Annotated in this window: 29 protein-coding genes; 13 read left to right on the top strand and 16 right to left on the bottom strand. The window is 66.4% G+C overall.

Features of this window, described 5'->3' with window-relative positions:
• Window positions 1–541: general stress protein (locus tag D477_RS14280; RefSeq protein ID WP_005270529.1), on the bottom strand; the 541-nt coding region annotated here is incomplete at its 3' end.
• Window positions 542–661: 120 nt separating this feature from the next.
• Between D477_RS14280 and D477_RS14275 the strand changes: the two genes are divergently transcribed.
• The 3 genes from D477_RS14275 to D477_RS14265 are packed head-to-tail and all read left to right on the top strand — an operon-like array spanning window position 662 to window position 3,671.
• Window positions 662–1,942: a magnesium transporter MgtE N-terminal domain-containing protein gene (locus D477_RS14275; protein ID WP_005270525.1), complete on the top strand. Its 1,281-nt coding sequence runs from the start codon at window positions 662–664 to the stop codon at window positions 1,940–1,942.
• On the top strand, window positions 1,935–2,531 hold the full coding sequence (locus D477_RS14270) for a DUF1003 domain-containing protein (protein ID WP_005270523.1): 597 nt from the start codon (window positions 1,935–1,937) through the stop codon (window positions 2,529–2,531). The genes D477_RS14275 and D477_RS14270 overlap by 8 nt, the downstream gene beginning before the upstream one ends.
• Window positions 2,532–2,534: 3 nt before the next feature.
• Window positions 2,535–3,671: an Mrp/NBP35 family ATP-binding protein gene (locus tag D477_RS14265; protein ID WP_005270521.1), complete on the top strand. Its 1,137-nt coding sequence runs from the start codon at window positions 2,535–2,537 to the stop codon at window positions 3,669–3,671.
• On the opposite strand, the gene D477_RS14260 is transcribed toward D477_RS14265, so the two are convergent.
• Genes D477_RS14260 through sigE form a run of 3 tightly spaced genes read right to left on the bottom strand, consistent with a single transcriptional unit; the run spans window position 3,668 to window position 5,732 of the window.
• The gene (locus tag D477_RS14260; protein ID WP_005270517.1) at window positions 3,668–4,078 is read right to left on the bottom strand and encodes a twin-arginine translocase TatA/TatE family subunit; all 411 of its coding nucleotides are present in this window, start codon (window positions 4,076–4,078) and stop codon (window positions 3,668–3,670) included. The two genes, D477_RS14265 and D477_RS14260, sit on opposite strands and share 4 nt — an antisense overlap.
• Before the next feature lie 42 nt (window positions 4,079–4,120).
• Window positions 4,121–5,119 (bottom strand): zf-HC2 domain-containing protein, encoded by a 999-nt coding sequence (locus D477_RS14255; RefSeq protein ID WP_005270514.1) that lies wholly within the window; start codon window positions 5,117–5,119, stop codon window positions 4,121–4,123.
• Window positions 5,120–5,126: 7 nt separating this feature from the next.
• The gene (sigE, locus tag D477_RS14250) at window positions 5,127–5,732 is read right to left on the bottom strand and encodes an RNA polymerase sigma factor SigE (protein WP_005270511.1); all 606 of its coding nucleotides are present in this window, start codon (window positions 5,730–5,732) and stop codon (window positions 5,127–5,129) included.
• Between the two features lie 210 nt (window positions 5,733–5,942).
• Between sigE and D477_RS14245 the strand changes: the two genes are divergently transcribed.
• Complete coding sequence (locus D477_RS14245; protein ID WP_005270509.1) at window positions 5,943–6,575, top strand: O-methyltransferase; 633 nt, start codon at window positions 5,943–5,945, stop codon at window positions 6,573–6,575.
• Here D477_RS14245 and D477_RS14240 read toward each other — a convergent pair.
• The 5 genes from D477_RS14240 to D477_RS14220 form a co-directional block, all read right to left on the bottom strand.
• Window positions 6,565–8,160: a leucyl aminopeptidase family protein gene (locus D477_RS14240; RefSeq protein ID WP_005270506.1), complete on the bottom strand. Its 1,596-nt coding sequence runs from the start codon at window positions 8,158–8,160 to the stop codon at window positions 6,565–6,567. The two genes, D477_RS14245 and D477_RS14240, sit on opposite strands and share 11 nt — an antisense overlap.
• Before the next feature lie 13 nt (window positions 8,161–8,173).
• Complete coding sequence (locus D477_RS14235) at window positions 8,174–8,353, bottom strand: DUF3117 domain-containing protein (protein ID WP_005270503.1); 180 nt, start codon at window positions 8,351–8,353, stop codon at window positions 8,174–8,176.
• Window positions 8,354–8,522: 169 nt separating this feature from the next.
• Entirely contained in the window at window positions 8,523–9,758 is a 1,236-nt protein-coding gene (locus D477_RS14230) for a hypothetical protein (protein WP_005270501.1), read from the bottom strand.
• Window positions 9,755–10,126, bottom strand: a complete 372-nt coding sequence (locus D477_RS14225) for a DivIVA domain-containing protein (RefSeq protein ID WP_005270499.1) — start codon at window positions 10,124–10,126, stop codon at window positions 9,755–9,757. The genes D477_RS14230 and D477_RS14225 overlap by 4 nt, the downstream gene beginning before the upstream one ends.
• Before the next feature lie 37 nt (window positions 10,127–10,163).
• A complete protein-coding gene (locus D477_RS14220; protein ID WP_005270492.1) occupies window positions 10,164–10,967 on the bottom strand; it encodes a TIGR00730 family Rossman fold protein in 804 nt (267 codons plus the stop codon).
• Between the two features lie 182 nt (window positions 10,968–11,149).
• Between D477_RS14220 and D477_RS14215 the strand changes: the two genes are divergently transcribed.
• The 4 genes from D477_RS14215 to D477_RS14200 all read left to right on the top strand — a co-directional run bounded on the left by D477_RS14215 (window position 11,150) and on the right by D477_RS14200 (window position 14,461).
• Window positions 11,150–11,926, top strand: a complete 777-nt coding sequence (locus D477_RS14215; protein WP_052510796.1) for an amino acid ABC transporter ATP-binding protein — start codon at window positions 11,150–11,152, stop codon at window positions 11,924–11,926.
• 51 nt (window positions 11,927–11,977) lie between these two features.
• Entirely contained in the window at window positions 11,978–12,838 is an 861-nt protein-coding gene (locus tag D477_RS14210; protein WP_005270487.1) for a glutamate ABC transporter substrate-binding protein, read from the top strand.
• A gap of 67 nt (window positions 12,839–12,905) precedes the next feature.
• Window positions 12,906–13,601 (top strand): amino acid ABC transporter permease, encoded by a 696-nt coding sequence (locus tag D477_RS14205; RefSeq protein WP_005270486.1) that lies wholly within the window; start codon window positions 12,906–12,908, stop codon window positions 13,599–13,601.
• Window positions 13,598–14,461: an amino acid ABC transporter permease gene (locus tag D477_RS14200; protein WP_005270484.1), complete on the top strand. Its 864-nt coding sequence runs from the start codon at window positions 13,598–13,600 to the stop codon at window positions 14,459–14,461. The genes D477_RS14205 and D477_RS14200 overlap by 4 nt, the downstream gene beginning before the upstream one ends.
• A gap of 82 nt (window positions 14,462–14,543) precedes the next feature.
• On the opposite strand, the gene dapE is transcribed toward D477_RS14200, so the two are convergent.
• On the bottom strand, window positions 14,544–15,662 hold the full coding sequence (dapE, locus tag D477_RS14195; protein ID WP_052510795.1) for a succinyl-diaminopimelate desuccinylase: 1,119 nt from the start codon (window positions 15,660–15,662) through the stop codon (window positions 14,544–14,546).
• A 23-nt stretch (window positions 15,663–15,685) separates the two neighbouring features.
• On the opposite strand from dapE, the gene dapD reads away from it, so the two are divergent.
• Window positions 15,686–16,648 carry a 2,3,4,5-tetrahydropyridine-2,6-dicarboxylate N-succinyltransferase gene (gene dapD / locus D477_RS14190; RefSeq protein WP_005270471.1) on the top strand — a complete coding sequence of 321 codons (963 nt, stop codon included), beginning with the start codon at window positions 15,686–15,688 and terminating at the stop codon, window positions 16,646–16,648.
• A 21-nt stretch (window positions 16,649–16,669) separates the two neighbouring features.
• The gene (locus tag D477_RS14185) at window positions 16,670–17,515 is read left to right on the top strand and encodes a hypothetical protein (RefSeq protein WP_043847084.1); all 846 of its coding nucleotides are present in this window, start codon (window positions 16,670–16,672) and stop codon (window positions 17,513–17,515) included.
• An 8-nt stretch (window positions 17,516–17,523) separates the two neighbouring features.
• Here D477_RS14185 and D477_RS14180 read toward each other — a convergent pair whose 3' ends face one another.
• Entirely contained in the window at window positions 17,524–18,135 is a 612-nt protein-coding gene (locus D477_RS14180; protein WP_005270464.1) for a hypothetical protein, read from the bottom strand.
• A gap of 104 nt (window positions 18,136–18,239) precedes the next feature.
• Here D477_RS14180 and galE point away from each other — a divergent pair, with 104 nt between their 5' ends.
• The gene (galE, locus tag D477_RS14175; RefSeq protein WP_005270461.1) at window positions 18,240–19,253 is read left to right on the top strand and encodes a UDP-glucose 4-epimerase GalE; all 1,014 of its coding nucleotides are present in this window, start codon (window positions 18,240–18,242) and stop codon (window positions 19,251–19,253) included.
• Window positions 19,254–19,342: 89 nt separating this feature from the next.
• On the opposite strand, the gene D477_RS14170 is transcribed toward galE, so the two are convergent.
• The 3 genes from D477_RS14170 to fdxA all read right to left on the bottom strand — a co-directional run bounded on the left by D477_RS14170 (window position 19,343) and on the right by fdxA (window position 22,224).
• Window positions 19,343–20,626 carry a citrate synthase gene (locus D477_RS14170; RefSeq protein WP_005270458.1) on the bottom strand — a complete coding sequence of 428 codons (1,284 nt, stop codon included), beginning with the start codon at window positions 20,624–20,626 and terminating at the stop codon, window positions 19,343–19,345.
• A gap of 143 nt (window positions 20,627–20,769) precedes the next feature.
• Window positions 20,770–21,894: a succinyldiaminopimelate transaminase gene (dapC, locus tag D477_RS14165; protein ID WP_005270455.1), complete on the bottom strand. Its 1,125-nt coding sequence runs from the start codon at window positions 21,892–21,894 to the stop codon at window positions 20,770–20,772.
• A 6-nt stretch (window positions 21,895–21,900) separates the two neighbouring features.
• The gene (fdxA, locus tag D477_RS14160; RefSeq protein ID WP_005270452.1) at window positions 21,901–22,224 is read right to left on the bottom strand and encodes a ferredoxin; all 324 of its coding nucleotides are present in this window, start codon (window positions 22,222–22,224) and stop codon (window positions 21,901–21,903) included.
• Between the two features lie 90 nt (window positions 22,225–22,314).
• On the opposite strand from fdxA, the gene D477_RS14155 reads away from it, so the two are divergent.
• Window positions 22,315–22,551 carry a putative acetyltransferase gene (locus D477_RS14155; protein ID WP_052510794.1) on the top strand — a complete coding sequence of 79 codons (237 nt, stop codon included), beginning with the start codon at window positions 22,315–22,317 and terminating at the stop codon, window positions 22,549–22,551.
• 43 nt (window positions 22,552–22,594) lie between these two features.
• Entirely contained in the window at window positions 22,595–23,089 is a 495-nt protein-coding gene (locus D477_RS14150) for an ArsR/SmtB family transcription factor (RefSeq protein WP_005270449.1), read from the top strand.
• A gap of 3 nt (window positions 23,090–23,092) precedes the next feature.
• Here the strand turns inward: D477_RS14150 and D477_RS21300 are convergent, their stop codons facing one another.
• Window positions 23,093–23,518, bottom strand: a complete 426-nt coding sequence (locus tag D477_RS21300; protein ID WP_005270448.1) for a hypothetical protein — start codon at window positions 23,516–23,518, stop codon at window positions 23,093–23,095.
• 108 nt (window positions 23,519–23,626) lie between these two features.
• Window positions 23,627–25,549, bottom strand: a complete 1,923-nt coding sequence (typA, locus tag D477_RS14140; RefSeq protein ID WP_005270440.1) for a translational GTPase TypA — start codon at window positions 25,547–25,549, stop codon at window positions 23,627–23,629.
• Between the last annotated feature and the right edge of the window lie 124 nt (window positions 25,550–25,673).

Here is a 25,673-nt window from a genome sequence, read left to right as displayed (position 1 = left end):
CTGGCGGCTGCTGGCCGTAGGGCGCCTGCTCGGCACCCGGGTGGAGCGCATGGCCGGGCATCGGCAACTGACTGGCGATCCTCCGGGCCTCGAAAATCGCTTCGCTGGCCACCACTACGTCGTAGCTGGTGGCGATGATCTGGTTCGTGGAGCTGAAGTCCCGCTTGCCGCGGGTGAAGGCGTAGCTGATCACGCTGAACAGGATCCAGAAGGCCGCTCCCATCGCCATCGAAGACAGCACCAGCCCGAACGTCTCGCCGCCGCCAAAGAGCGCGAGCATCAGGCCTACGAACAGGCCGAACCAGGCTCCGGTGGCCGCGCCTGAAAGCGCCACCCGGGGATAGCTCAGCTTGCCTGTCACTCGCTCAACCGACTTCAGGTCGTTGCCGATGATGGACACGTTCTGGACAGGGAACTCCTGGTCGGCCAGGTAGTCGACGACCTTTTGGGCATCCAGGTACGTGCGGTAGTTGCCCAGCAGCTCGCCTTGCGGCAACTGCTGATTCGGGTCACGGGATTCGCTACGGCCAAGCATCGACATAACCCTATTCTCCCCTACCCACTGGTATCCGTACCGCTGGTATCGCCCAAAGTGAACTTAGCACCGGCTTCCGGCCGGAGCGGGCAGCGTTTGACCGTCGCGACCACGTAGCCTAAAGGAGTGAGCACAAATCCCACCAGAGTCTTCATTGCCAGGCTGCTCGGATTGGACGTTTTCGATCCTCTGGGCGACCGGCTTGGGCGCTTGCGCGACGCCGTCGCCCTGGAGCGCGGGCGTAAGCCTCCGCAGGTCGTCGGCATCGTCGTCGAGGTCCCTGGGAAGAAGCGCGTCTTCGTGCCGATGACGCGGATTACCTCCATCGACGCCGGCCAGATCATCTGCACTGGCCTGGTGAACCTGCGGCGCTTCGAACAGCGTGGGGCGGAAATTTTGATGGTGGCCGAAATGTTCGACCGGCGGGTCACGCTGGCCGATGGGAGCGGCGATGCGACCATCGAGGACATTGCGATGGAAAAATCGCGCAACGGGGACTGGTTCGTCTCGCAGCTCTTCGTGCGCCGCGGCTATTCCTCGTCGCCGCTGCGCAGCCTGCGCCGCAACGAGACGCTGATCGTCGACTGGAACGACGTCCAGCAGGGAGAACCGGACGAACCCCAGGCCGCCACGGCCTTCGTTGCCAGCCACGAAGACCTCAAGCCCGCCGACTTCGCCGACGCGCTCCACGACATGAGCGACAAGCGGCGGATCGAAATCGCCACCGAGCTGCAGGACAAGCGCCTGGCGGACGTCCTGCAGGAACTGCCCGACGACGACCAGGTCCAGATCCTCTCCGCGCTCGAAATCGAACGCGCCGCGGACGTGCTGGAGGAGATGGATCCCGATGACGCCGCGGACCTGCTGGCCGAGCTCCCCGAAGAGCAGAAGGAAGAACTCCTCCAGCGGATGGACCCGGAGGAAGCCAACGACGTTCGCCGCCTGATGGAGTACGAGGAGGACACTGCCGGCTCCATCATGACGCCTGTGCCGGTCATCCTGCCGCCGGAGGCAACCGTGGCCGAAGCGCTGGCCCATGTCCGGCGCGAGGAACTCACCCCCGCGCTGGCCTCCGCTATCTTTGTCTGCCGCCCGCCCCTGGAGACGCCCACGGGCCGCTATCTCGGCGTCGTCCATATCCAGCAGCTGCTGCGCTTTCCCCCACCGGAGGCGCTGGGCAACATCGTCGACACGGACCTGGAGCCCGTTTCGGACCAGGCGGACGTCAGCGAAGTGGCGCGGATGCTGGCCACCTACAACCTCAACGCGCTCGGGGTGGTCAACGAAGACGACCGCCTGGTGGGGGCAGTGACCGTCGACGACGTACTGGACCATCTGCTTCCCGACGACTGGCGTGCCCAGGAGGATGCAGACCCCGTGATCCGGAAGGCAGGACCCCATGGCTGAGAAGAAGAAGACCCTGGGCGCGCTGGACACTCCCCGCGAAGCCAAGCAGCGTCTGTTCCCGCGACTGACCCCGGATCCGGATGCCTTTGGCCATGCCACCGAGAGCTTCGCCCGCTTCATGGGCACCCCGCAGTTCCTGCTGTGGATGACGGTGTTCTGCCTCGTGTGGCTGCTCTGGAATACTTTCGGCCCCGCGGCCCTGCGCTTCGACAGCGCAGCCCTGGGCTTCACCGCGCTGACGCTGATGCTCTCCTTGCAGGCCTCGTATGCGGCGCCGCTGCTGCTGCTCGCCCAGAACCGCCAGGACGACCGGGACAAGGTGGCCCTGCAGCAGGACCGCCAGCGCGCCGAGCGCAACCTGTCCGACACCGAATACCTGACCCGGGAGCTGGCCTCGCTGCGCATCGCCCTGCGCGAGGTCGCCACGCGCGACTTCGTCCGCAGCGAGCTGCGCAGCGTGCTGGAAGAATTGCTGGAAGCCGAGGACGGCGACGAGCGGCCGCCGCGCAAGGGCAAGAAGAAGGTGCCGGACGCTACAACCAGCTTGCCGCGCATCCCCGCCAAGACCAAGACCAGCCCGGAGAAGTAGGACATGACGGACCCCATCGCCCGCCTGGACGCAGTGCACCGCGCCCTGGCCACGGTCATCGACCCGGAACTGCGGCGCCCCATTGCAGAGCTCGGCATGCTCAAGGATGTGGACATTGACGACGGCGGCAACGTCACCGTGCAGGTGCTCCTCACCATTGCGGGCTGCCCCTTGCGCGGCACCATTACCGAGGATGTGCGCCGTGCGCTGGAGCCAGTCCCCGGCGTGGCCGGGATCAACGTCCTGATGGATGTCATGACGCCGGAGCAGCGCAAGGCATTGAAGGAGCAGCTGCACGCCGGCGGCCGGGGCAATCCCTTTGCGGACCCTGCGTCGCTGACCCGGATCTACGCCGTCGCCAGCGGCAAGGGCGGCGTCGGAAAGTCCAGCGTTACCGTCAACCTGGCCTGCGCGATGGCTGCCAAGGGCTTGCGGGTCGGCATCATCGACGCGGACATCTACGGCTTTTCCGTACCCGGGCTGATGGGCATCACCCATGCGCCCACCCGGGTGGACGAGATGATCCTGCCGCCGGTCGCACACGGTGTGAAGGTGATCTCGATCGGCATGTTCGTCACCGGCAACCAGCCCGTTGCGTGGCGCGGTCCGATGCTGCACCGGGCGCTGGAGCAGTTCCTCACCGACGTGTACTTCGGTGACTTGGATGCGCTGTTCCTCGACCTGCCCCCGGGCACGGGCGACGTCGCGATTTCGGTCTCCCAGCTGCTGCCCGCCTCCCGCCTGCTGGTCGTCACCACACCGCAGAGCGCGGCAGCGGACGTGGCGGAACGGGCCGGCTCCATCGCGGCCCAGACCGGCCAGCAGGTGGCCGGTGTGGTGGAGAACATGTCGTGGCTGGATCTGGCCGACGGCAGCCGGCTCGACGTCTTCGGCTCGGGAGGCGGCCGGCTGCTGGCGGAGCGGCTCAGTGCATCACTCGGCACGGACATCCCGCTGCTGGGCCAGATCCCTTTGGAGCAGAGGCTGCGGGAGGGCGGGGACAGCGGTCTGCCGATTGTCCTGGACGATGGCGATGCCGGGCGTTCGCCGGCGGCTGCGGCCCTGCGGTCCATCGCCGAAGGCCTGTCGGCGGTCCCGCGCGGCCTGGCCGGACGACCGCTGGGCATTGCTCCGGCCTAAGTCGCCTCGATGTCATAGGGCGCCGTCTCGCCCGGCTGCAGGCGCTCAACCGTCTTGGCCGGCGCCGGACGGGCCGCGGCTTTCACCGCTGTTCCGGCAGCAGCCCCGGCCGCAACGGCAGGCGCCGCGCCGGCGCGCTGCGGGAGGTCGTCCTCCTCGTCCAGCAAGGCTTCCTTGATGATCCGGCGCGGATCGTACTGGCGCGGGTCCAGCTTGCGCCAGTCCATGTCCACGATCTCGTCGCCAACTTCCTCGCGCAGCTGCTCTTTGGCGCCGGCTGCCATGGACCGGAGCTGCTTGACGAACCGGGCAAGCTGCGCCGCATAGTCGGGCAGGCGCTCGGGACCGAGGATAATCACAGCGATCACCGCAAGGATGATGAGTTCGGTTCCGTTAATTCCCAGCACGATTGAAGATTACCTGTTCGAGCTTGGGAGCAGCTAGTTCGCTCACTGGGCATCGGAGGGCTGGACCATCTTGCCCAGGCCGCGGATGATCCTGCTCACTGGGTCATCCGCAGCCGCCGGCTCCGGCAGCATGAGGCGGGATTTCTCCGCGATGATGATCTGGTTCACAGTCTCGGGCATGGACGACCACGGCGCGTTGGACCAGACGGTGTAGGTGACGTTGGCCGAGTTCAATACGACGGTCCAGTTCGGACCGGCGCGCAGCCACATGTCCCGGTCCATTCCGTCTACCGGCCGGAATCCGTCCGCGGCCACCGTCCTGCCAGTAATCGCGTTGACCGGTGCGACCGCCCGGACGGCCTCCTGGCGGGCCGGCTGCGGCTGCTCCACCCCGCGGCGCTGCTCGGTCACCACCACGGTTCCATCCTCACCTGCAAGCTCTACCCTGACGGCAGGGTCCCCGGCGACCGTGATGGCCCGGGCAGAGGCAAGTTCGTAGCCGAGTACGGCAAGCTGCGGGCAGTTCCAGCCGCTGCGCCGCAGCTGCACCAGGTCCTCCCCGTCCATCTGCTGGCTGATGCCCGCCGTGCCGAGATTCACGGCGGCAGCATCCCGCCACTGCGGCTGGCTGCCGGAACCGGCGGCCTGCGGCGCGGGGTCTTCACCGCCCAGGACGTAGGCCGTACTGAAGGTCAGCGCGGCGAAACCGGTTGCCAACCCGCAGAAGACCAGCGCTGTCCTGCGTGCCGACGGGCGTGCTTCCGGCGCATCCGCGGTACCGGATCCGGCCGCAGCCGGCGGCAGGGCTTCGCGGTCGGGTCCGGCGGCAGCCATGGCGGGCGCGCTGAGCAGCCGGCTGGCCAAATCAGGTCCCGGCGCGGGAACATCTAGCGAGCGCAGCCGCTCCTGGATGGCGCGGTGGTCGGCTATCCAGCGCCGGCAACGCTCGCAGCGCTGGAGGTGGCGTTCAAAACCCGGCCGGCGGTCATCGGCAAGCTCTCCGTCCAGGTACTCCGCCAAATCACGTTCGGGGTGACGCATGATGGCTTCAGTGCACTCCTGCCACTCGCGGCAGCTTCAGCCGCGAAATCCGTTTGGCTGACGGATCGCGATGGGCCAGCTTTTCGCGCAGCATGGTCCGGCCGCGGTGGATGCGGGACCGGACGGTGCCAAGCTTCACGCCCAAGGCTTCCGAAACTTCGTCGTAGGAGAGGCCCTCCAGGTCGCAGAGGACGACGGCGGCACGGAAGTCCGGCGGAAGTTCCTCCAAGGCAGCCTGGATGTCGATGTCGAGGTTGTTGAACTCGAAGCTGCGTTCCGGCCCGGGATCCTTGCCCGGGATCCTGGCCTCGGCGTCGTCGGCCAGCCCGTCGAAACGGATACGGCTCTTGCGCCGGGCCTGGTCAAGGAAGAGATTCGTGGTGATCCGGTGCAGCCAGCCGTCCAACGTGCCCGGCCTGAAGTTCTCCAGCGAGCGGAACACCCGAACGAACACTTCCTGGGTCAGGTCCTCGGCATCGTGCTTGTTGCCGGTCAGGCGGTAGGCGAGCCGGTAGACCTTCGCGGAGTGATTGACCACGATCTCATCCCAGGTCGGGGCGGTCCACTCCGCGGGGGCAGGCACATCCTTGGCCCCCGGTCGGTGCTTGCTCATGGTGTCTCCCCTCGGCGGCTGCCGTTGCTGGATGCTGCTGGTTCATCCTTTGATCAGCCGGAACGTGCGGTTTTTCGGCACATGTCCATCCTGCCCCTCGAAGCTGGGAGAATTCTGGAAGCGGGCTGCGAAAAGGTCGGCCCCGCGCGCCTGCCGGTGGCCGGACAGTAAGCTGGGCAGGACGTACACCTTGGAAGAAAGCGATGGTTCATGAGCGCAGACAAGCAGACCAGCTGGTCCTATACGGAGGGGTTGCCCGCCGAGGATGAAGTACTGCTCCGCGCCCGTGAACGCTCCCGCGAGCTGGGCGTCGCTTCTGTCACCCCGGGCACCGCCGCCGCCCTGACCGTGCTGGCCGCTGGAGCCAAGGCGCATGCCGTCGTCGAAGTCGGCTCGGGCGCGGGAGTTTCCGGCGTGTGCTTGCTCCGCGGACTGCCCGCCCACGCCGTGCTGACCACGATCGACTCCGACGTCGACCACCTCCGGGCCGCGCGAGAGGCTTATCTGGAGGCCGGCATTCCCAGCAACCGCACGCGCACCATCTCCGGCCGGGCTGCCGCCGTCCTCCCGCGGCTGACGGACGGCGCCTACGACCTGGTTTTCATCGACGCGGACAAGCCGTCCTACCCCGTCTACCTGGAGCAGGCCGTCCGGCTGCTCAAGAGCGGCGGCATGCTCATCATCAACGATGCGCTGGACCGTGACCGCGTCTCGAACCCGGCCATCCGGGACGAGACCACCAACATCCTGCGGCAGGTGGGCAAGGCCGTCCGGGCCGACGAATCGCTGGTATCGACCATCCTCCCCACCGGGGACGGGCTTCTGCTCGCCGTCAAGCGCTGAGGTAGGACAGCAGGAGCCGGGCGCCGTAGCCGGTGGCTCCCTTGGTCACTTCGGCCTCGTCCGAAGCCGCCCGGGCAGGGCCGGCGATGTCCAGGTGCACCCACGGCACGTCGCCGACGAACTCGCGCAGGAACAGCGCGGCGGTGATGGAGCCTGCCTGCACCTTCGCCGCCGGCGCGGAGATGTGGGACAGATCGGCGACCTCGGACTCGAGCGAGAAGCGGTATTCCGCGGCCACCTCGGCCAGCGGCATATGCCACACCCGCTCCCCCGACGCCTCGCCGGCGGCTTCGAAGGCAGCCACAAGTTCGGGGGCGGTGGCGTACAGCGCGGCATGACGGCGCCCCAGCCCGAGCGAGGCGGCCCCGGTCAGGGTGGCGATATCGATCAGCTCATCGGGGGCGAGGTTGGCCTCCGCATAGGCAAGTGCGTCCGCGAGCACCATCCGGCCCTCGGCGTCCGTGTTGCCGATTTCCACGGTCCGGCCGCCGTACGTTGTCACAACATCGCCCGGGCGGTAGGAAGCGGCGCCGATCGCGTTCTCCGCCAGAGCCAACAGCCCGGTGACCCGGTGCCGGATGCCCAGTTCCGCCGCCGCGCTGAGCACCGCAAGTACGACGCCGGCGCCCGCCATATCGGTTTTCATCGGCACCATTGCTTCACGCGGCTTAAGCGAAATCCCGCCCGTGTCGAACGTAATGCCCTTCCCGACCAGCACGACATGCTTGGCATCGGGTGCCGGGTCCGACGGCGTGTAGCTCAGCTGGACCAGCCGCGATCCGTACTGCGACGCGCTGCCGACCGCGAGCAGGCCGCCGAAGCCGGCCTCGACCAGCTGCCCCTCGTCCCGGACGCGCACCTGGAATCCGGCGCCTTCGGCCAGCCGCTCGGCCTGTGCAGCCACCCACGCAGGGTTCTTTACGTTGGACGGCATGTTGGCAAGGTTCCGTGCCAGCCAGACTGCCTTGCCGGTAGCCGCTGCGGCAGCCACCGCCCGCGCAGTGGTTCCGCTGAGTTCAAGGGCCGCCGCCATGGGCTGGGGTGCCGCCGCTGTCCCCGCCCTGGGCGGCCGGTAGCCGCCCAGCAGGAACCCCTCAATGAACGCCTGCTGCGCTGCCTCCGGCAGCCCGTCGGCCACCGAGGTGCGCACGGTCCCGGCACCGTAGGTTGCCTTGGCCAAGGCGGCGCCGGCCTTGCGAAGACTAGGCAGCGATTCATCGCCCACGCCGAGGAACAGCAGCCGCTTGGGCAGCTGCTGTTCGTGGCGGGGAGCAGTTGCCGTCAGGATCTCGCCCGCCTTGCCGGTGACGGAGTGCACTTCGGCCAGGGCGGCGACGTCCACGCCGTAGCGTGCGGCTGCTTCAGCGGCCCCGCGGCGCGGCTGCGGAGTGGCGCGTTCGCCGTCGTTAGCAGCATTGCCGCTGTGCGCGACGGGCACGACGAAGACGTCCGCCCCTGGATCCATCCCGGGAGCGCCGCCGTCCCGGGACGGGCGCGGCACTATCAAAGGCAGCTGGGCGGCGACGAGGCCTTCCTCCAGCGCTCGGGCGGTCTGTTCCTCCGGGGTCAGGGCTGAATGCACCACCTTGGGCCGATGCCTAGCTGGCGACGGTATCGGTGACGCCCAGCAGGCAGTCCCGCAGGTTGCTGGCTTCCTCGGCGTTCAGTTCGAGCACCAGGCGGCCGCCGCCGTCGATGGGCACGCGCAGGATGAGGCTACGCCCTTCCTTGGTGACCTCCATCGGTCCTTCGCCGGTACGCGGTTTCATCGCAGCCATCTGGATTTCCCTTCCACCGAGGGGCGCCCCAGGCCGTTGTCCTGTGCGCCCGCCAACACCGCACGCCGGGCATCTTCAGCCCGTTGTGCTTCAACAAAACCTATTATCGCGTACATCACAAGCCGGTACGAAATCAACGGACACCGCGGCGTGCCGCTCTTTGCGCCGGTCAGGGCGGGTAGTCGCCGCCTCCGGGCAGTTCCGCCCAGGACCAGAGCCAGGTCACCCAGACAATCTGTCCGGCCAGGAACGCCGCTGCCAGGCAGAACCGGTAGGCCCGGCTCCGGGACGCCATGGCAGCCACCAGCGCCAGCGGGAACAGCGGCAGCATCAACCGGAAGGTGCTGGTCTGCGGGTGCAAAAACATGAACAGGTAGCCCAGGTAGGCGGCGCACCACAGCCGCAGTTCGATGCCAATGCGCCGGGCGGTTCCTCCGGTCAGCACCAGCACGGCCGCGGCCAGCAAAAGGAGTGGTGCCAGGATCCCCCCGACCGGACCGAACAGCTCCGTTCCCATGTCGTACCAGGGCTTGAACGGCACCAGGTCGGTTCCCCGCCAGGCGGTTTCCGTGTCCGTGTAGGCGCGCAGTTCCCCGGTGGCGGTCCACGCCAGGACCGGCCATGCCAGCGCTCCTGCGCAGCTGGCGATGCCCAGCAGCGAGATCCTGACGAACTCGGCCGGGGCCAGCGGGTCCGCCGCCCGGTGGCGCAGCCGCCAGAGCAGGTAGAGGCCCAGCGCCGCAGCGAACGGCACGCCGGTGGGCCGGGACAGGCACATCAGCAGCACGACCGGGATGGCCAGCAGGAAGCGCCGGGTGGCGACCAGGTACAGGCTGGCGCCCAGCAAGAGCAGGTTGAGCGACTCGGCGTAGGGCACCTGGAGGATGGGGGACACCGGGAAAACCGCGATGAACACGATGGCCCACAGCGCCGTGCCCGGGCCTGCGAACAGCCGGAAGAGCCGGTAGATCACCAGCACGGCGGCGAAGCCTGCGATCGTGGCCACCAGCGGCGCCAGCACCTGCCACTGCAGGCCGGTCAGCGCGTTGAGTCCTCGGATCAGCGCCGGGAAGAGCGCGTAGAACGCCCACGGGTTTTCCAGCGCACGGCCGTCCATGCCGCGCGGGATTTCGGCCGGGTACCCCTGGCGGTAGATCTGCTCGTACCAGGCGCTGTCCCAGATGCCGATGAAGGACAAGTAGTCCGGCTGCGCGCTCCCCCACGGGCTGGGTCCCTGCTGGCGGGCGACGGCCAGGAAGACACCGAGCGAAAAGAGCCGGGCCAGCGCGTAGACGAGCGAAACCTGGACCCACCACGGCCAGCCAGCCAGCCGCCGCAGCCAGTGGCACAGCTCATTGCGCACCAGGGCACGCGGACTCCGGCGCGGGTTTTCCTGCTCGGTCATGGTCGCGGAGCCGGCGGCGGGACGTCGTCGTTCTTCCAGTGTTCCTGCCTCCTGAGCTGCGCAATCGTCTCGTCCCGGTCCGCCAGTTCGCTGCGGAGCCTGTCCAGGACCTCGTCCACCTGGTCCATCCGATAGCCGCGCAGCGCTACGGAGAACCGCAGCCCGTCAATGTCCTCGGGCCCGGGATGCTCGGGAAGCAACACAGCCGGCAGCCGCGGGTCGGCTTCGCTCAGACCCTCGAGCTTCGCCACTTCGCCGCGCTGCCACCCCTGTCCCGCAGCCGCGGAGGTGCTGCTGAAGCGTCCGGCAGCCGCCATGGCCGCGGCACCGGCTGCGGCAATGGCGAGGAAGACCAGGAACAGGCTCACAGCACCATCGTGCCAGATGCGGTGCGTGGGCCCTGGCCTACATCGGCTCCTCGGGCATCCGGCGCCCGGTCCCGACGGAGAGTCCGGCCATGATGCGTTCGACAGCATCCTCGGCGGTGTCAACCACGCTGACAAGCTCCAGATCGGCAGCGGCGATCATGCCCTCTTCCAGCAGGGTGGTCTTGACCCAGTCCATGAGCGGACCCCAAAAGGCGCTGCCGACCAGCACGATCGGGAACGATGTCACTTTCTGCGTCTGGACCAGCACCATGGCCTCGAAAAGTTCATCCATGGTGCCGAGGCCGCCGGGCAGCACGATGAAGCCCTGCGCGTACTTGACGAACATCGTCTTGCGCGCAAAGAAATACCGGAAGTTGATGCCCAGGTCCACCCAGTCGTTCAGGCCCTGTTCGAACGGCAGCTCGATGCCCAGGCCAACCGACAGCCCGCCGGCTTCGCTGGCGCCCTTGTTGGCGGCTTCCATGGATCCCGGGCCGCCGCCGGTAATGACGGCGAAATTGCGTTTCACCAGCAGGCGCCCGATCTGCTCGGCAACGTCATAATGCACCGTACCGGGCCGGGTGCGTGCCGAACCGAAAACGCTGATCGCGGGTCCCAGCTCGGCCAAGGTCCCGAAGCCCTCAACAAACTCGCTCTGGATCCGCAGCACGCGCCAGGGGTCCGTGTGGGTGAAGTCGGCCCGGTCACGTGTATCCAGCAGATACTGGTCCGCCTGCGGTATGTTGGCCTGCGACCGGCGCAGCTCCACCGAACCCTTGTGCCGCGAGGGCGATCTCGCCGCGAGTTCGGAAGGCAGCGGGATCCCTTGCTGGTTGTTCATTCCCCAAGGCTACAGATCCGGGCGCCGCACGGCCTTGTTTCCAGCACATTTTCCCTGCTCGACGGCGTTTCCGCAGGTTTCTCTTGAATCACGATTCCGCTATTGCCGGCGAAATGCGTGGCTTGAAGGAAATCTTTCGCTAGATTCAAGTCATGACCCGTGACGATCCCCACAGCGAACCTATGGCTGCGCCCACCGGCGCCGCGGCCCGGGCGGCCTCCGGACAGCCGTTGGTGCAGCTCAAAGATGTCAATAAGCACTTCGGCGCCCTGCACGTCCTGCGCAACATCAACCTCGAAGTCACCAAGGGCGAGGTCGTCGTCGTCATCGGGCCCTCGGGCTCAGGCAAGTCCACGCTTTGCCGGGCGATCAACCGTCTGGAAACGATCGACGACGGTGACATCCTGATCGACGGAAACATGCTTCCCTCGGAAGGCAAGGCGCTCGCCCGGCTCCGCGCCGACGTCGGAATGGTGTTCCAGTCCTTCAACCTCTTTGCGCACAAGTCCATCCTGGAGAACGTGACCCTTGGCCCCATCAAGGTCAAGGGTATGAAGCCGGCCGCCGCCAAGGAACTGGCCATGGGCCTGCTCAAGCGGGTCGGCGTGGACAACCAGGCGCACAAGCTGCCGGCACAGCTGTCCGGCGGCCAGCAGCAGCGTGTGGCCATTGCCCGTGCGCTGGCCATGAAGCCGAAGGTCATGCTCTTCGATGAGCCGACCTCGGCGCTCGACCCGGAAATGATCAACGAAGTCCTGGACACCATGGTGCAGCTGGCCAAGGAGGGCATGACCATGATCGTGGTGACCCACGAGATGGGCTTCGCCCGCAAGGCCGCAGACCGCGTGATCTTCATGGCGGACGGACAGATTGTCGAGCAGGCGACGCCGGAAGAGTTCTTTACTAATCCGAAGAGCCCTCGAGCCAAGGATTTCCTCGGCAAGATCCTCAACCACTAAGTCAGCACCAGCGGTTCCTGCCTTGAAGGAACCACGACGCAAGGAGAAAACATGCGCAAGACGCGTATCGCGATGGCGGCCATGGGCGCCATCGCCGCCCTGACCCTCTCTGCCTGCGGCGGCAACGGCGGCGGCGGAGCCGGCGGCGGGGAAACCGGCGGCGGCACCGAAGGGGGCGAAACCATCCGGATCGGCATCAAGTACGACCAGCCGGGCCTGGGCTTCCAGTCGGGCGGCGAATACACCGGCTTCGACGTCGACGTGGCCAAGTACGTCGCCAATGAACTCGGCTACTCCGAGGAGCAGATCGAATTCGTCGAATCCCCCTCTGCCAACCGCGAGAACATGCTCGCCAACGGCCAGGTGGACATGATCTTCGCGACCTACTCCATCACCGACGAGCGCAAGCAGACCGTGGACTTCGCCGGCCCCTACTTCGTCGCCGGCCAGGATCTGCTGGTCAGCGCCGAGAACACCGACATCAACGGACCGGATGACCTGAACGGCAAGAACCTGTGTTCGGTTACCGGTTCCACCTCGGCCCAGCGCATCAAGGACGAGCATGCCCAGGAGGTCAACCTGCTCGAGCGGCCGGGCTATGCCGAGTGCGTCACGGCCATGCAGAGCGGCCAGATCGACGCGGTGACCACCGACGACATCATCCTGGCCGGCCTCGCGGCCCAGCCGAACTTCGCGGGCAAGTTCAAGGTCGTCGGCAATCCCTTCTCGGAGGAGCGCTACGGAGTCGGCCTGCCGAAGGGCACCGAACTCTGCGCCGACATCAACGCCGCGATCAACAAGATGGTGGAAGAGGGTGCCTGGGAAGAAGCCCTGACGGCGAACACCGAAGGCGTCGACTACACCTTCAACGAAGAACTGAATCCGCCCACGCCGGGCGATTCCTGCGCCTAGCCGCTGTCCTGCGGGGCCGGCCCACGCCTGCCCCGCAGGATGCGCGTGACCTTCCCAACGAAAGGGGATGGACAGCTTGTCCGAGTACTTCCAGAGCTACCTGACGGCGCTGGAGACCTACGACGTGGTGGCCGCGCTGTGGGTCAATATCCAACTGACGTTCTGGGCCGGCCTGGGATCCTTGGTGCTCGGCACCGTCCTGGCGCTGATGCGGATCTCGCCCGTGCCGAGCTTCCGCTGGGCCGGAGCCGCCTACGTCAACATTTTCCGCAATACGCCCCTGACGATCATCATGGTTTTCTGCATCCTGGTGGCCGTCTTCCAGCTGCAGCTGAACCTCTCGAGCGATTTCGACTTCAACTTCTTCCTGTGGGCGATCATCGGCCTGTCGGTCTACCACGCGGCGTTCGTGTGCGAAGCCATCCGAAGCGGCGTCAATACGGTGCCGCTCGGCCAGGCCGAAGCCGCCCGGGCCATCGGGCTGAGCTTCCTGCCGGCCGCACGGCTCATCGTGCTCCCCCAGGCCTTCCGCGGCGCCATCGCCCCGCTGGGCAACACCTTGATTGCGCTGACCAAGAACACCACGGTGGCAACCGTCGCCTCGGTGGCTGAAGCAGCTGGACTCATGAAGACCATGATCGAATTCCGTCCCGATGTCATCATGGCCATCTTCGCGACCTTCGCCCTGGGCTTCGTGGTGATCGTCATTCCGATCGGCCTGCTGACGACCTGGCTATCGAAGAAATTGGCGGTGGCACGATGACAACACGGCAAAGCGTACTGTTCGATGCCCCCGGCCCGAAGGCCCAGCGCAGGATCCTCATCACCAACATCCTCGGCGTCCTCATCTTCCTGGGAGCCGCGGCCTTCGTGCTCAAGGGTCTCTACGACCAGGGCCAGCTGGCACCGGAACTGTGGAGTCCGTTCCTGACCGCCGATGTCTGGCAATTCACCATCCTTCCCGGCCTGATGAACACCTTCAAAGCAGCAGCCGCGGCGATCGTGACCTCGGTCGTCTTTGGCCTGCTCTTCGGCATGGGCCGGCTCTCGCACAACAAGGCCATCAACTGGATCAGCAGCATCATCGTGGAGTTCTTCCGCGCTGTTCCGGTGCTCCTGATGATGATCTTCTTCTGGCTGCTGCTGGGCCGGATGCAAATCGTCGAGCCCGCGGACACGCCCTTCTACGGCGTCGTCATTGCACTGACCCTCTACAACGGATCCGTCATCGCGGAACTGGTGCGTTCGGGCGTGCACGGCCTGCCGAAGGGCCAGCGGGAAGCCGGGATGGCGATCGGCATGACGCGAGGACAGTCGCTGCGCAACATCGAGCTGCCTCAGGCGCTGGTTGCCATGCTGCCTTCGCTGATAAGCCAGTTCGTCGTCATCCTGAAGGACTCGGCCCTCGGCTCGATCATCAGCTACTCGGAACTGCTGCGCGCGATGCAGATCTACGGCTCTGCAGGACCGATCCTGCAGGCGCTGACCGTGGCCGCGGTGCTGTTCATCATCATCAACTTCACGTTGTCCTGGGTCGCCAACTGGCTGTCCCGGTTCCTGGGCAGCCGGACTGCCGGCAAGACCAAGCCGATCAGCGCTCCGCCGGTCGCCGCCAAAGTCTGAGCCAGGCACGGCGGCTGCGGGCAGGAAGGAGGGCGGTATCCCCTGCGGATACCGCCCTCCCTTCGTGCCTGCCGAGCCGGTCTCAGGCCAACCAGCGGCGCAGCGCATCAAGGCACGCCCTGATTGCGCCAGCATGGACATGCTCGTTGTCGGTATGGGCAAGCAGCGCATCCCCGGGACCGAAGTTCACGGCCGGTATGCCCAACTCGCTGAACCGGGCGACATCCGTCCACCCGTACTTCGGCTTCGGCTCGGCCCCGACGGCCGCGACAAAGTCGGCGGCCGCCGGATGGTTGAGCCCGGGCCGGGCTCCGGCTGCCGCATCCGTCCGGACCACCGCGAAGCCGTCGAGCAGCTCACGGACGTAGGCTTCGGCATCATCGGGCGTCTTGTCGGGAGCGAAACGGTAATTGATCTCCACGATCGTCTTGTCGGGGATGACGTTTCCGGCCGTTCCACCGTTGATCTTCACCGCATTCAGGCTTTCCCGATAGTCCAGGCCGTCCACGGTCACGGTCGCCGGTTCGTGGTCACGGAGCCTGGCCAGGATTTCCGCGGCGGCATGGATGGCGTTCTGGCCCATCCAGGCGCGCGCCGAATGCGCTGCCTTGCCCGTCGTCGTAACCTCGAACCTGCTGGTGCCGTTGCAGCCACCCTCGACCGTACCGTTGGTCGGCTCCAGCAGAATGGCGAAATCACCGTCCAGCAGTCCGCGGTGGTGGCGGACCAGCCTCCCCAAGCCGCTGAGCGAGGCCTGGACCTCCTCATGGTCATAGAACACGTAAGTGACGTCGCGGGACGGTTCCTTCAGCTGCGCGGCGAGGGCCAGCTGCACGGCCACTCCGCCTTTCATGTCCGTCGCTCCGCGGCCATAGAGCACTTCGCCGTCCCAGCTTGAAGGAACGGTGCCCCGGGAGTACGGCACGGTCGGAAGCGGCACGGTGTCCAGATGCCCGGCCAGGACCACCCGCTCGGTCCGGCCGAGCTCGGTCCAGGCCACGATGGCATCGCCGTCCCTGAGCACACGTAGATGCGGCAGGCCGCGCAGCGCCGCCTCGACGGCGTCGGCGATCGCGCCCTCATTGCCCGAGACGCTGTTGATGTCGATCAATGCGGCAGTAAGTTCTGCCACGTCGGCGGTCAGGTCAAGGGCAATCGTCGATGCAGTCACACCCCTAGCGTAATCGTGCCGGCTGGCCATCGGGCGTCGGTACACTGGGAGTCATGTCTGAGAACACCGCGTCTTCTCCCCTGCCGAAAACCGCCTTCGGAACCGGTCTTGCCACCGTGGCCGCCAATGGCACTGTGCTGGATGTCTGGTATCCGGCCCCCGGCCTCGGCGAGGCACCTGCTGCAAGTCCCGACCAGCAGCTGCAGGACCTGGCCGGGCAGGAGGACGTTGAGCGCGGTGTGCGTTTCGAGCTGGTCAGCCGCAGCATCGAACTCGACGCTGCACCGGCCGACACCGCAGATGCCTACCTGCGCCTGCACCTCCTCTCACACCGGCTGGTCAGGCCCAATGCGCTGAACCTGGACGGCATCTTCGGGCTTCTGGCCAATGTCGTCTGGACCAACTTCGGCCCCTGCAGCACCGAAGGCTTCGAAGCCACGCGGCTGCGGATGCGCCGGCGCGGCGCGGTGACCGTGTACGGCGTCGACAAGTTCCCCCGGATGGTCGACTATGTCGTGCCCAGCGGCGTGCGGATCGCAGACGCCGACCGAGTCCGCCTCGGTGCGCACCTGGCCGAGGGAACCACGGTGATGCATGAGGGCTTTGTGAACTTCAATGCCGGCACTCTCGGCACCTCCATGGTGGAGGGCCGCATTTCGGCCGGCGTCGTCGTGGCGGACGGCTCCGACGTCGGTGGCGGCGCATCGATCATGGGCACCCTCTCGGGCGGCGGCAAAGAGCGCATCAGCATCGGTGAGCGCGTACTGCTGGGAGCCAATTCCGGCGTCGGCATCAGCATTGGCGACGATTGCGTTGTCGAAGCCGGACTCTACGTGACGGCGGGGACCCGGGTGAACCTGCTCGACGCCACTGGCGAAACCCGCCAGATCAAAGCGGCGGAGCTCTCCGGCGTTTCCAACCTGCTCTTCCGGCGGAATTCCCTCTCCGGCATGGTTGAGGTGCTGCCGCGCGCCGGACAGACCGTCGAGCTCAACGCGGCTCTGCACGCCAACTAACTACCTCTGGATCCTCCCCCGATGGTTCGACGACGGCGCCAGCGCAGCTTGCTGGTGATGCTGCTACTGGTCACTCTGGTGGCCGGTGGTGTGTGGGCTGCAGTGTCCTCGATCAAGCGCTCGGAGATTCTGGTGCGGGAACGGTGTACGGCAGTGGTTGGTCCGGACACCTTTGAATTGGCTCCGGACCAGGCCGCCAACGCTGCACTGATTTCCGGCATTGCAGTCCAACGCGGACTTCCGGCCAGGGCGGCGTCGATCGCCCTGGCAACCTCCATCCAGGAGTCGAAGCTGCGCAATATCGGCCACGGAGACGACGCCGGCCCCGACTCGCGCGGTTTGTTCCAGCAGCGCCCGTCCCAGGGTTGGGGCACTGAGCAGCAGGTGATGGACCCGGTTTACGCCAGCAATCGCTTCTACGAGGAACTGGAGGAGGTCCCGGGCTTCGAAGCGCTTCCGATCACCGAAGCTGCCCAGAAGGTCCAGCGCAGCGCCTACCCGGATGCGTATGCAGACCATGAAGGCGAAGGCAAGGCCTTCGCCTCCGCGCTCACCGGGCATTCCCCGGCAGCGTTGAACTGCGTGCTGAAGTCGGCCGATGCGCCGGGCGACCCGACCGCGGTCCTGGAGCAGCTCGAACTGGCACATCCGGGGCTGCAGGCCTCGGTCGAGGGCAACCAGCTGTACGTGGCAGCCGAAGACACGACCGGATGGGCGGTTGCCCAGTGGGCGGTGGCTTCGGCCAAGGAACTGCAACTGGAGTCGGTGGCTTTCGGCGGCCTGAACTGGGAACGGGCGTCCGGCAGCTGGTCCACTGCGGATACCAGGACCGGGACAGTGGTCATCACCCTCGCCGCGGATGCCTGAACTGCGGGCTAGACCAGCAGCTCCACCACTGGCTGGACGAAACTGCGGTAACCGGCCTCGTCGTCGATCAGTTTCTGGCTCAGGATCATCCGGTTCGGTTCGACGAACCAGGCGCGAGCCTCGCGCAGCGGCAGTTCGATCAGCTTCAGGTCGAACTGCCGTGCGTCCCGGCCAAGTTCCATCTCGCGGTCCTGCACGAGTTGGCTGATCAGCTTGGCCCTGCCGCTCGCCTCGCGCTCCTGCTCCAGGCGCCGGTACTCCGATCTCCGTTCACGTGCCCAGGTGGTGGCAGCGCCATAGTGGGCCTGCATCACCTTTTGCAGGGCCGGGCTGCCGTCGAAGGCGCTGAAGGCCGGTGGCTCCAGGACCGTGGCTTCACCCGTGTCATCTTGGACGAGCAAGGACCACCATTGCTCCCACTCCCGCCGCAGCGCCGGAGGTCCCCCGACGTGCGCAGTCAGCTGCCGCGGATCGGCCCGTCGGACCCACGGTTCGGCTGCCGAGACCGCAGGGAAGCCCGCCCCGTCGAGTCCGGCAACGTCATGAAAGTACAAGGCCATTAGCATCTGTGCCGAGGTGTCGGACGAAATCCGCCATCCCGAACTGCCGGTGTGCTCCATCAATGAAGGTCCTTTCCGACGTCCTAAATCAACTGTAGACGTTGGTGAAGCGCCCGACCACCGTCAAATATCGGCCGAGTGCCTCCACGAACTAGGCTGTAACTATGAAGATTCTGGTCACCGGGGGAACCGGCTACATTGGCTCGCATACAACCTTGGCCCTGCTGGAGGCCGGGCACGACGTCGTCGTCCTGGACAACCTGGCCAATTCGAGCCAGGAGTCGCTGCGCCGGGTGGAGGAGCTGACCGGACGGAGTGCTGCGTTCCGCAAAGTCGACCTGCTGGACGAGGCGGCCCTCGGCGAGGTGTTCGACGCTGAGAAGGTGGATGCTGTCATCCATTTCGCCGGGCTGAAGGCTGTTGGAGAATCCGTTCAGCAACCGCTGCACTACTACCGCAATAACGTGGGCGGCACCCTGAACCTGCTGCGTTGCATGGAGGCCCGCAATGTGCGCACGATCGTGTTCAGTTCCTCCGCCACGGTCTACGGCAATTCCGACGAGGTCCCGCTGACCGAGAAGATGCCCCTGGACGCCACCAATCCGTACGGCCGGACCAAAGAACAGATCGAGGATATCCTGAGTGACCTCGGAGCCGCGGACGAGCGCTGGCACGTGGCCCTGTTGCGCTACTTCAATCCCGTCGGCGCGCACGAGTCCGGACGGATCGGAGAGGATCCGACAGGCGTTCCGAACAACCTGCTGCCCTTTGTCGCACAGGTGGCGGTCGGCCGCCGCGAGAAGGTCCGGGTTTTCGGCAGCGACTACCCGACGCCGGACGGCACCGGCGTGCGCGACTACATCCACGTCATGGACCTCGCCGCCGGCCACCTGGCTGCCCTGGACTTCATCGCCAGCCGGCCGGGAGTCCGCCGCTGGAACCTGGGGACCGGCCGGGGATCTTCCGTCCTGGAAGTCCTGGACGCCTTCGGCAAGGCAGCCGGCTTCGAAATCCCGCGCGAGCTGACCGACCGCCGCCCCGGCGATGCCGCCGTCAGCTACGCCGATCCCACGGCGGCCCTGGCAGAACTGGGCTGGTCTGCCCAGCGCACGCTCGAGCAGATGTGCCAGGACCACTGGCGCTGGCAGAAGAACAACCCCAACGGCTACGCCGGCTGAGCCGCCGCCGGCCTGGATAGAGCGAAGGGCTCCGGATCGCTCCGGAGCCCTTCGTGCTTAAGGCGCGTGCCGCCGTCGTACTTGACGAATCAGCGGGCGGGGTACTGCCGCTCGAGTTCGCCCGTGTACAGCTGCCGCGGACGGCCGATCTTGGTATCCGGATCCTTGATCATCTCGCGCCACTGGGCAATCCAGCCGGGCAGGCGGCCGATCGCGAAGAGCACCGTGAACATCTTCTCCGGGAAGCCCATCGCCTTGTAGATCAGGCCCGTGTAGAAGTCCACGTTCGGGTACAGCTTGCGCTCGATGAAGTAGTCATCGGCCAGCGCCTTCTCCTCAAGCCGCATGGCGATGTCCAGCAGCTCGTCATTGCCGCCGAGCTTGCCCAGGATGTCGTGCGCGGTGGCCTTGATGATCCTGGCGCGCGGATCGTAGTTCTTGTAGACGCGGTGTCCGAAGCCCATCAGGCGGACGCCGGCTTCCTTGTTCTTGACCTTCTCCATGAAGTCTTCCGGCTTGGTGCCCGACGACTGGATCTGGCGCAGCATGTTCAGCACCGCCTCGTTGGCGCCGCCGTGCAGCGGGCCGAACAGCGCGTTGATGCCGGCGGAAATGGAGGCAAACATGTTGGCGTTCGAGCTGCCGACCAGGCGGACGGTCGAGGTGGAGCAGTTCTGCTCATGGTCCGCGTGCAGGATCAGCAGCAGGTCCAGCGCCTTGGCCATGTCCGGATCCAGCTCATAGGGCTCAGCCGGCAGGCCGAAGCAGAGCCGCATGAAGTTCTCCACCAGGTTCATGGAGTTGTCCGGGTAGAGCAGGGCCTGTCCGATGGACTTCTTGTGCGCGTAGGCGGCGATGACGGGCAGCTTGGCCATCAGGCGGATGGTGGACAGTTCCACCTGCTCGTCATCGAAGGGGTCCAGCGAGTCCTGGTAGAAGGTCGACAGCGCGCTGACCGCGGAGGAGAGCACCGGCATCGGGTGCGCGTCCCGGGGGAAGCCGTTGAAGAAGCCCTTGAGCTCCTCATGCAGAAGGGTGTGGCGGCGGATCTTCTGGTCGAAGGCCTCCAGCTCGGCCGGCGAGGGCAGGTTGCCGTAGATCAGGAGGTAGGAGACTTCGAGGAAGCTCGAGTGCTCGGCCAGCTGGTCGATCGGGTAACCGCGGTAGCGCAGGATGCCGGCGTCGCCGTCGATGTAGGTGATGGCCGACGTCGTCGCGGCGGTATTCATGAAGCCGGGGTCGAACGTGACCGCGCCGGTCTGCTTCAGCAGCTTGGAAACGTCGTAGCCGTCATTGCCTTCAGCCGCTTTGAGCCGGGGCAGGTCCAGCTGGCCACCGTCGTACTGCAGGGTGGCACCCGTCTGCTCTGTCATTGAGTCCCCTTCAGGAGGTTATGGAAACTATTGCGCAGGCCGCTGTGCTTGTGGCGCAGGGCATGTGCGCGCTCGATCACACGCTACCGGCAGAGGGCCCGCGATTTCTAATCCGCAAGTCACTTTCCGGTTACGCGCACGCGTTAACTGAGCCGCTTTACCGCCGCGTCGATCCGTTCATCCACTTCGGTCAGCGCCACCCGGATAAAGCCGTTTCCGCGCTCACCGTAGAAAACGCCGGGGCCAACCACGATCCCCAGCTGGGCGAGGCGGTCAACCGTGGTCCAGGTGTCTTCACCGGCGGTTCCCCACAGGTAGAGGCCGGCTTCGGAATGCTGGACCTGCAGGCCGAAGTTCTGCAGCGCGGGCAACAGGCGTTCGCGCCGGCTGCGGTACAGGTCCTTCTGCGCCTGCACGTGCCCGGCATCGGACAGCGCCGCGCGCATGGCTTCCTGCACCGGCAGCGGCACGATCATTCCGGCATGCTTCCTGCTGTTCACGAGGTTTGGCATCAGGGCCGGATCACCGGCGACGAAGGCCGCACGGTAGCCGGCCAGGTTCGACTGCTTGCTCAGTGAGTAGACGCTGAGCAGCCCCTCATGGCTGCCCTGCGACACCTCGGGGTCCAGCACGCTCGGTACCGGCTGCCCGCCGCGGTCCTGGTCCCAGGCCTCCCAGCCGAGCTCGGCATAGCACTCATCCGAGGCAACGACGGCGCCGGCCGCACGCGCTTGCTCCACAAACGCGCGCAGGGACGCGGTGTCCCGGACGATCCCGGTCGGATTGGCCGGAGAGTTGATCCAGACGAGCTTGACCCGACCGCGCACCGAAGCATCCAGCTCGTCGAGCGAATCCGCGGCGATCGGAGTTGCTCCGGCCAGAATGGCACCGATGTCGTAGGTGGGGTACGCCACCGTAGGCCGCACGACGACGTCGTCCTTGCCCAGGCCCAGCAGCAGCGGCAGCCACGCCACCAGCTCCTTCGACCCGACGGTCGGCATGACCGCCGCCGGGTCCAGTCCCGGCACGTTCCGGCGGCGGGCATACCAGTCGGAGATGGCTTCCCGCAGCTTCAAGGTCCCATGCGCCGTCGGATACCCGGGCGAGTCGGCGGCGGCTTTCAGCGCGTCCTGGATGACCTGGGGCGTGGGGTCGACGGGCGTTCCGATGGAGAGGTTGACCATGCCGTCCGGATGGCGCGAGGCTTTCTCCCGGTACGGTTCCATGGCGTTCCACGGGTAGTCCGGAAGCTGGAGTCCAAAACCCATCGGCGTTCAGTCTTGGTTCTGCGGCGGCAGGACCGCAATGATCGGGTGGTCCTTGCCGGTGTTGCCGATCTTGGCGGCGCCGCCGGGCGAGCCCAGGTCGTCAAAGAATTCCACGTTCGCCTTGTAGTACTCGGCCCATTCCTCCGGGGTGTCGTCCTCGTAGTAGATGGCCTCGACGGGGCAGACCGGTTCGCAGGCGCCACAGTCCACGCACTCATCGGGGTGGATGTAGAGCATCCGCTCGCCTTCATAGATGCAGTCCACCGGGCATTCTTCGATGCACGCCTTGTCCTTCACATCCACGCACGGCTGCGCGATTACATACGTCACGTCCTTGAGCACCTTTCGTCGTCAGCTACCACCAAGGTAGCGCCTCGTCCATTATCTCCCCGTGCCCCGCCCTGCGCCTAAAATGGAGCCGTGCCTGCCTCTACGCCCGCCGCCTTCCTCCGCTCTGCGGCGTTGGGGACCCGCGTTGTGGTCCGCTACCGGATTCCCGGCGGTGTGACCGATGCCCTCGGCGAACTGGTTTCCGCGAACGACGGCGAGTGCACCGTCCGTACCCGCCGCGGCGATGTGGCGGTGGACTTGGGGGCGGTGACCGCTGCAAAGGCCGTGCCGCCCCCGCCGCCGCGCCGCCGGCCGCGCACCGATTGAGGAACATCAATCACCAGGGCGCCTTCTGACGTATACTTGGTTTATGCCAACCGATCAGGATCTGCAAGCCACGGGGCGGGCGCTCAGCTCCCCTGTCCGGCTGCGCATCCTCCGGCTCTGCCTGCACCGCTCCCGGACGAATAAGGAGATTGCCGGGCTGCTCCAGCTCAACCCGGCAACGAGCCTGCACCATGTCCGGACGCTGCTGAACACCGGCTTCCTGGAGGCCGAGGAACCGCGCAAGGGCAACCGCGGCGCCCGCGAGGTTCCGTACCGGGCAACCCGCCGGTCCTGGGGGGCCAAACTGCCGGACGCTGCCCCTGTGCTGGTTGAGACCTTCCTGCAGGAAATCGACGGCCTGGCCCCGGACGAGATCGAAACGACCCGGATGGGCGTCAAGCTCAACGATGCCAACCGCCGCGAGCTGATGGACAAAATCCGTGCAGTGCTGGAGGAGTATGCGCGGCGCCCGGCCGACGAGGACGGTACCGCAACATCCATCTTCCTGGCCCACCACGTGGACCGCACAGCGAACTAGCTGCTAGCGCCGCGGCTTCAGCGCCCACGACGTCAGCGCTACGGCCAGGATCACCATGGCGGCCAGCCCGATGGTCCAGATCCGACCGGCAATCTCGACCGCCAGCTCCCGCTCGGCCGACGTCGCCGTGACGATCAGCGGCTCGCCGCCGAGGCCGCTGGCCATCAGCCCGACCAGGACGTACGCCACGATTCCGGTCAGGCCTGCCGCCATCACGTTCTGGCTGCGGACACCAATCCAGACCATCGCCGCTGCGGCAAAAAGCAGCGCCGCGGGCGCGCCCCACGGATACGCCTGCCCGGCGGTGAACCAGACCTGGCTGTGCAGGTTCGTGCCCAGCAGGGCCACCACCAAACCGCCAACGACGGCGGTGCCCCACCCCGCGAAGGCACCCTTCCGCCGTCGTTCCTTGCCTTCCGCTGCGGGCACGTGGGACCCCGGGCGTGCGTCCGGTGCCCCGGATTCCGGGTTAAAAGCGGGAGGCAGCCCGCTTCCTTGTGGTACTGCGGGCTGCCTCTGCTCTGTCATGAAGCCAGCTTATGCCTTGGCACGGGCACGGTTGGCCTTGTTCCGCTCGTTAGCGTCCAGGATCACCTTGCGGATGCGGATGGCTTCCGGGGTGATCTCCACGCACTCATCCTCACGCGCGAATTCCAGGGACTCCTCCAGGGTCAGGATCCGCGGCGGGGTCAGGTTCTCGAAGCTGTCCGCGGTGGAGGACCGCATGTTGGTCAGCTTCTTTTCCTTGGTGATGTTCACGTCCATGTCGTCGGCGCGGGAGTTCTCTCCGACGATCATGCCTTCGTAGACCTCCGAGGTGGGCTGCACGAAGAACGTGCCGCGCTCCTGCAGGTTGATCATGGCGAACGGGGTCACCGCTCCGGCGCGGTCGGCGATCAGCGAACCGTTGGTCCGGTATTCGATCGGACCGGCCCACGGCTCATAGCCCTCGGAGTAGGAGGAGGCGATGCCGGCGCCGCGGGTTTCCGTCAGGAACTTGGTGCGGAAGCCGATCAGGCCGCGGGCAGGAACGATGAATTCCATCCGCACCCAGCCAGTGCCGTGGTTGGCCATGTTGGTCATCCGGCCCTTGCGGGCGGCCATCAGCTGGGTGACCGCGCCGAGGTACTCCTCCGGCACGTCGATGGTCATGTGCTCCATCGGCTCGTGGATCTTGCCGTCGATGGTCCGGGTGACGACCTGCGGCTTGCCGACCGTCAGCTCGAAGCCCTCGCGGCGCATCTGCTCGACCAGGATGGCCAGCGCCAGCTCGCCGCGGCCCTGGACCTCCCAGGCATCCGGGCGCTCGGTCGGCAGCACGCGGAGCGACACGTTGCCGATCAGTTCCTTGTCCAGCCGGTCCTTGACCTGGCGGGCGGTGACCTTGGCGCCCTTGACCTTGCCCGCCAGCGGCGAGGTGTTGATACCGATGGTCATCGAGATGGCCGGATCGTCCACCGTGATCAGCGGCAGCGGCTGCGGGTTTTCCGCGTCGGTCAGGGTTTCGCCGATGGTGATGTCTTCGATGCCGGCGACGGCCACGATCTCGCCGGGTCCGGCTGATTCTGCCGGCACGCGCTCAAGGCCCTTGGTGGCCAGCAGTTCGGAAATGCGGACGTTCTTCAGCTCGCCGTTGGAGCGGGCCCACGCCACGGTCTGGCCCTTCTTCAGGGTGCCGTTGAAGATGCGCAGCAGGGCCAGTCGGCCGAGGAACGGCGACGCGTCCAGGTTGGTCACATGCGCCTGCAGCACGCCGTCCGCGTTGTAGGTGGGGGCCGGAATGTGCTCCATGATGGTCTGGAACAGCGGCTCCAGGTCCTCATTGTCGGGGGCGGTGCCGTCTGCCGGCTGTTCCAGCGAGGCGCGGCCAAGCTTGCCGGAGGCGTAGACCACCGGCACATTCAGCACGGCGTCCAGGTCCAGGTCCGGCACCTCGTCCGCCAAATCGGAAGCCAGGCCGAGCAGCAGGTCCATGGCCTCGGCAACGACCCCGTCGATCCGGGCATCCGGGCGGTCCGTCTTGTTGACCACCAGCACTACCGGGAGCTTGGCGGCAAGCGCCTTGCGCAGCACGAAACGGGTCTGCGGCAGCGGGCCTTCGGAGGCGTCCACGAGCAGCACGACGCCGTCGACCATGGACAGGCCGCGCTCGACTTCACCGCCGAAGTCCGCGTGGCCGGGGGTGTCGATGACGTTGATGGTGATGGTCTCGCCATCGGCGGCTGGGCCCGAGTAGAACACCGTGGTGTTCTTGGCCAGGATGGTGATGCCTTTTTCGCGTTCAAGTTCGCCGGAGTCCATCACGCGTTCTTCGGTCTCGCCATGGCTGGCGAAGGCGCCGGTGTGGCGGAGCATTGCGTCCACCAAAGTGGTCTTACCGTGGTCGACGTGGGCTACGATGGCGACATTGCGAAGGTCGCTGCGGACGGCGCTCTGCGTCGACGTCGTGGTTTCTGACATGCGTGATGGCTCAATTCGGTTGAGAACTGGAGAATTCGGCCCGGACGTGGCCGCGCCCTCAAAAAGGGGCATCTACATATTAGCGTGCGAAGGCAAAAACCAACTAATACGCGTACGACGGCGG

It is taken from the genome of Arthrobacter crystallopoietes BAB-32 (assembly GCF_000328305.2).
GTDB lineage: Bacteria > Actinomycetota > Actinomycetes > Actinomycetales > Micrococcaceae > Crystallibacter > Crystallibacter crystallopoietes_A.
The sequence above is the reverse complement of the archived record's forward strand: the minus strand, read 5'-3'. Positions and strand labels throughout refer to the sequence as shown.

Excerpts from the sequence above, each read along its gene's own strand:
- D477_RS14270 (WP_005270523.1), top strand. The coding sequence starts at position 1,935 with ATGGCTGAGAAGAAGAAGACCCTGGGCGCGCTGGACACTCCCCGCGAA.
- D477_RS14265 (WP_005270521.1), top strand. The coding sequence starts at position 2,535 with ATGACGGACCCCATCGCCCGCCTGGACGCAGTGCACCGCGCCCTGGCC.
- D477_RS14255 (WP_005270514.1), bottom strand. The coding sequence starts at position 5,119 with ATGCGTCACCCCGAACGTGATTTGGCGGAGTACCTGGACGGAGAGCTT.
- sigE (WP_005270511.1), bottom strand. The coding sequence starts at position 5,732 with ATGAGCAAGCACCGACCGGGGGCCAAGGATGTGCCTGCCCCCGCGGAG.
- D477_RS14245 (WP_005270509.1), top strand. The coding sequence starts at position 5,943 with ATGAGCGCAGACAAGCAGACCAGCTGGTCCTATACGGAGGGGTTGCCC.
- D477_RS14235 (WP_005270503.1), bottom strand. The coding sequence starts at position 8,353 with ATGGCTGCGATGAAACCGCGTACCGGCGAAGGACCGATGGAGGTCACC.
- D477_RS14230 (WP_005270501.1), bottom strand. The coding sequence starts at position 9,758 with ATGACCGAGCAGGAAAACCCGCGCCGGAGTCCGCGTGCCCTGGTGCGC.
- D477_RS14220 (WP_005270492.1), bottom strand. The coding sequence starts at position 10,967 with ATGAACAACCAGCAAGGGATCCCGCTGCCTTCCGAACTCGCGGCGAGA.
- D477_RS14215 (WP_052510796.1), top strand. The coding sequence starts at position 11,150 with ATGGCTGCGCCCACCGGCGCCGCGGCCCGGGCGGCCTCCGGACAGCCG.
- D477_RS14210 (WP_005270487.1), top strand. The coding sequence starts at position 11,978 with ATGCGCAAGACGCGTATCGCGATGGCGGCCATGGGCGCCATCGCCGCC.
- D477_RS14205 (WP_005270486.1), top strand. The coding sequence starts at position 12,906 with ATGGACAGCTTGTCCGAGTACTTCCAGAGCTACCTGACGGCGCTGGAG.
- D477_RS14200 (WP_005270484.1), top strand. The coding sequence starts at position 13,598 with ATGACAACACGGCAAAGCGTACTGTTCGATGCCCCCGGCCCGAAGGCC.
- dapE (WP_052510795.1), bottom strand. The coding sequence starts at position 15,662 with ATGGCCAGCCGGCACGATTACGCTAGGGGTGTGACTGCATCGACGATT.
- dapD (WP_005270471.1), top strand. The coding sequence starts at position 15,686 with ATGTCTGAGAACACCGCGTCTTCTCCCCTGCCGAAAACCGCCTTCGGA.
- D477_RS14185 (WP_043847084.1), top strand. The coding sequence starts at position 16,670 with ATGGTTCGACGACGGCGCCAGCGCAGCTTGCTGGTGATGCTGCTACTG.
- D477_RS14180 (WP_005270464.1), bottom strand. The coding sequence starts at position 18,135 with ATGGAGCACACCGGCAGTTCGGGATGGCGGATTTCGTCCGACACCTCG.
- galE (WP_005270461.1), top strand. The coding sequence starts at position 18,240 with ATGAAGATTCTGGTCACCGGGGGAACCGGCTACATTGGCTCGCATACA.
- D477_RS14170 (WP_005270458.1), bottom strand. The coding sequence starts at position 20,626 with ATGACAGAGCAGACGGGTGCCACCCTGCAGTACGACGGTGGCCAGCTG.
- dapC (WP_005270455.1), bottom strand. The coding sequence starts at position 21,894 with ATGGGTTTTGGACTCCAGCTTCCGGACTACCCGTGGAACGCCATGGAA.
- D477_RS14150 (WP_005270449.1), top strand. The coding sequence starts at position 22,595 with ATGCCAACCGATCAGGATCTGCAAGCCACGGGGCGGGCGCTCAGCTCC.
- typA (WP_005270440.1), bottom strand. The coding sequence starts at position 25,549 with ATGTCAGAAACCACGACGTCGACGCAGAGCGCCGTCCGCAGCGACCTT.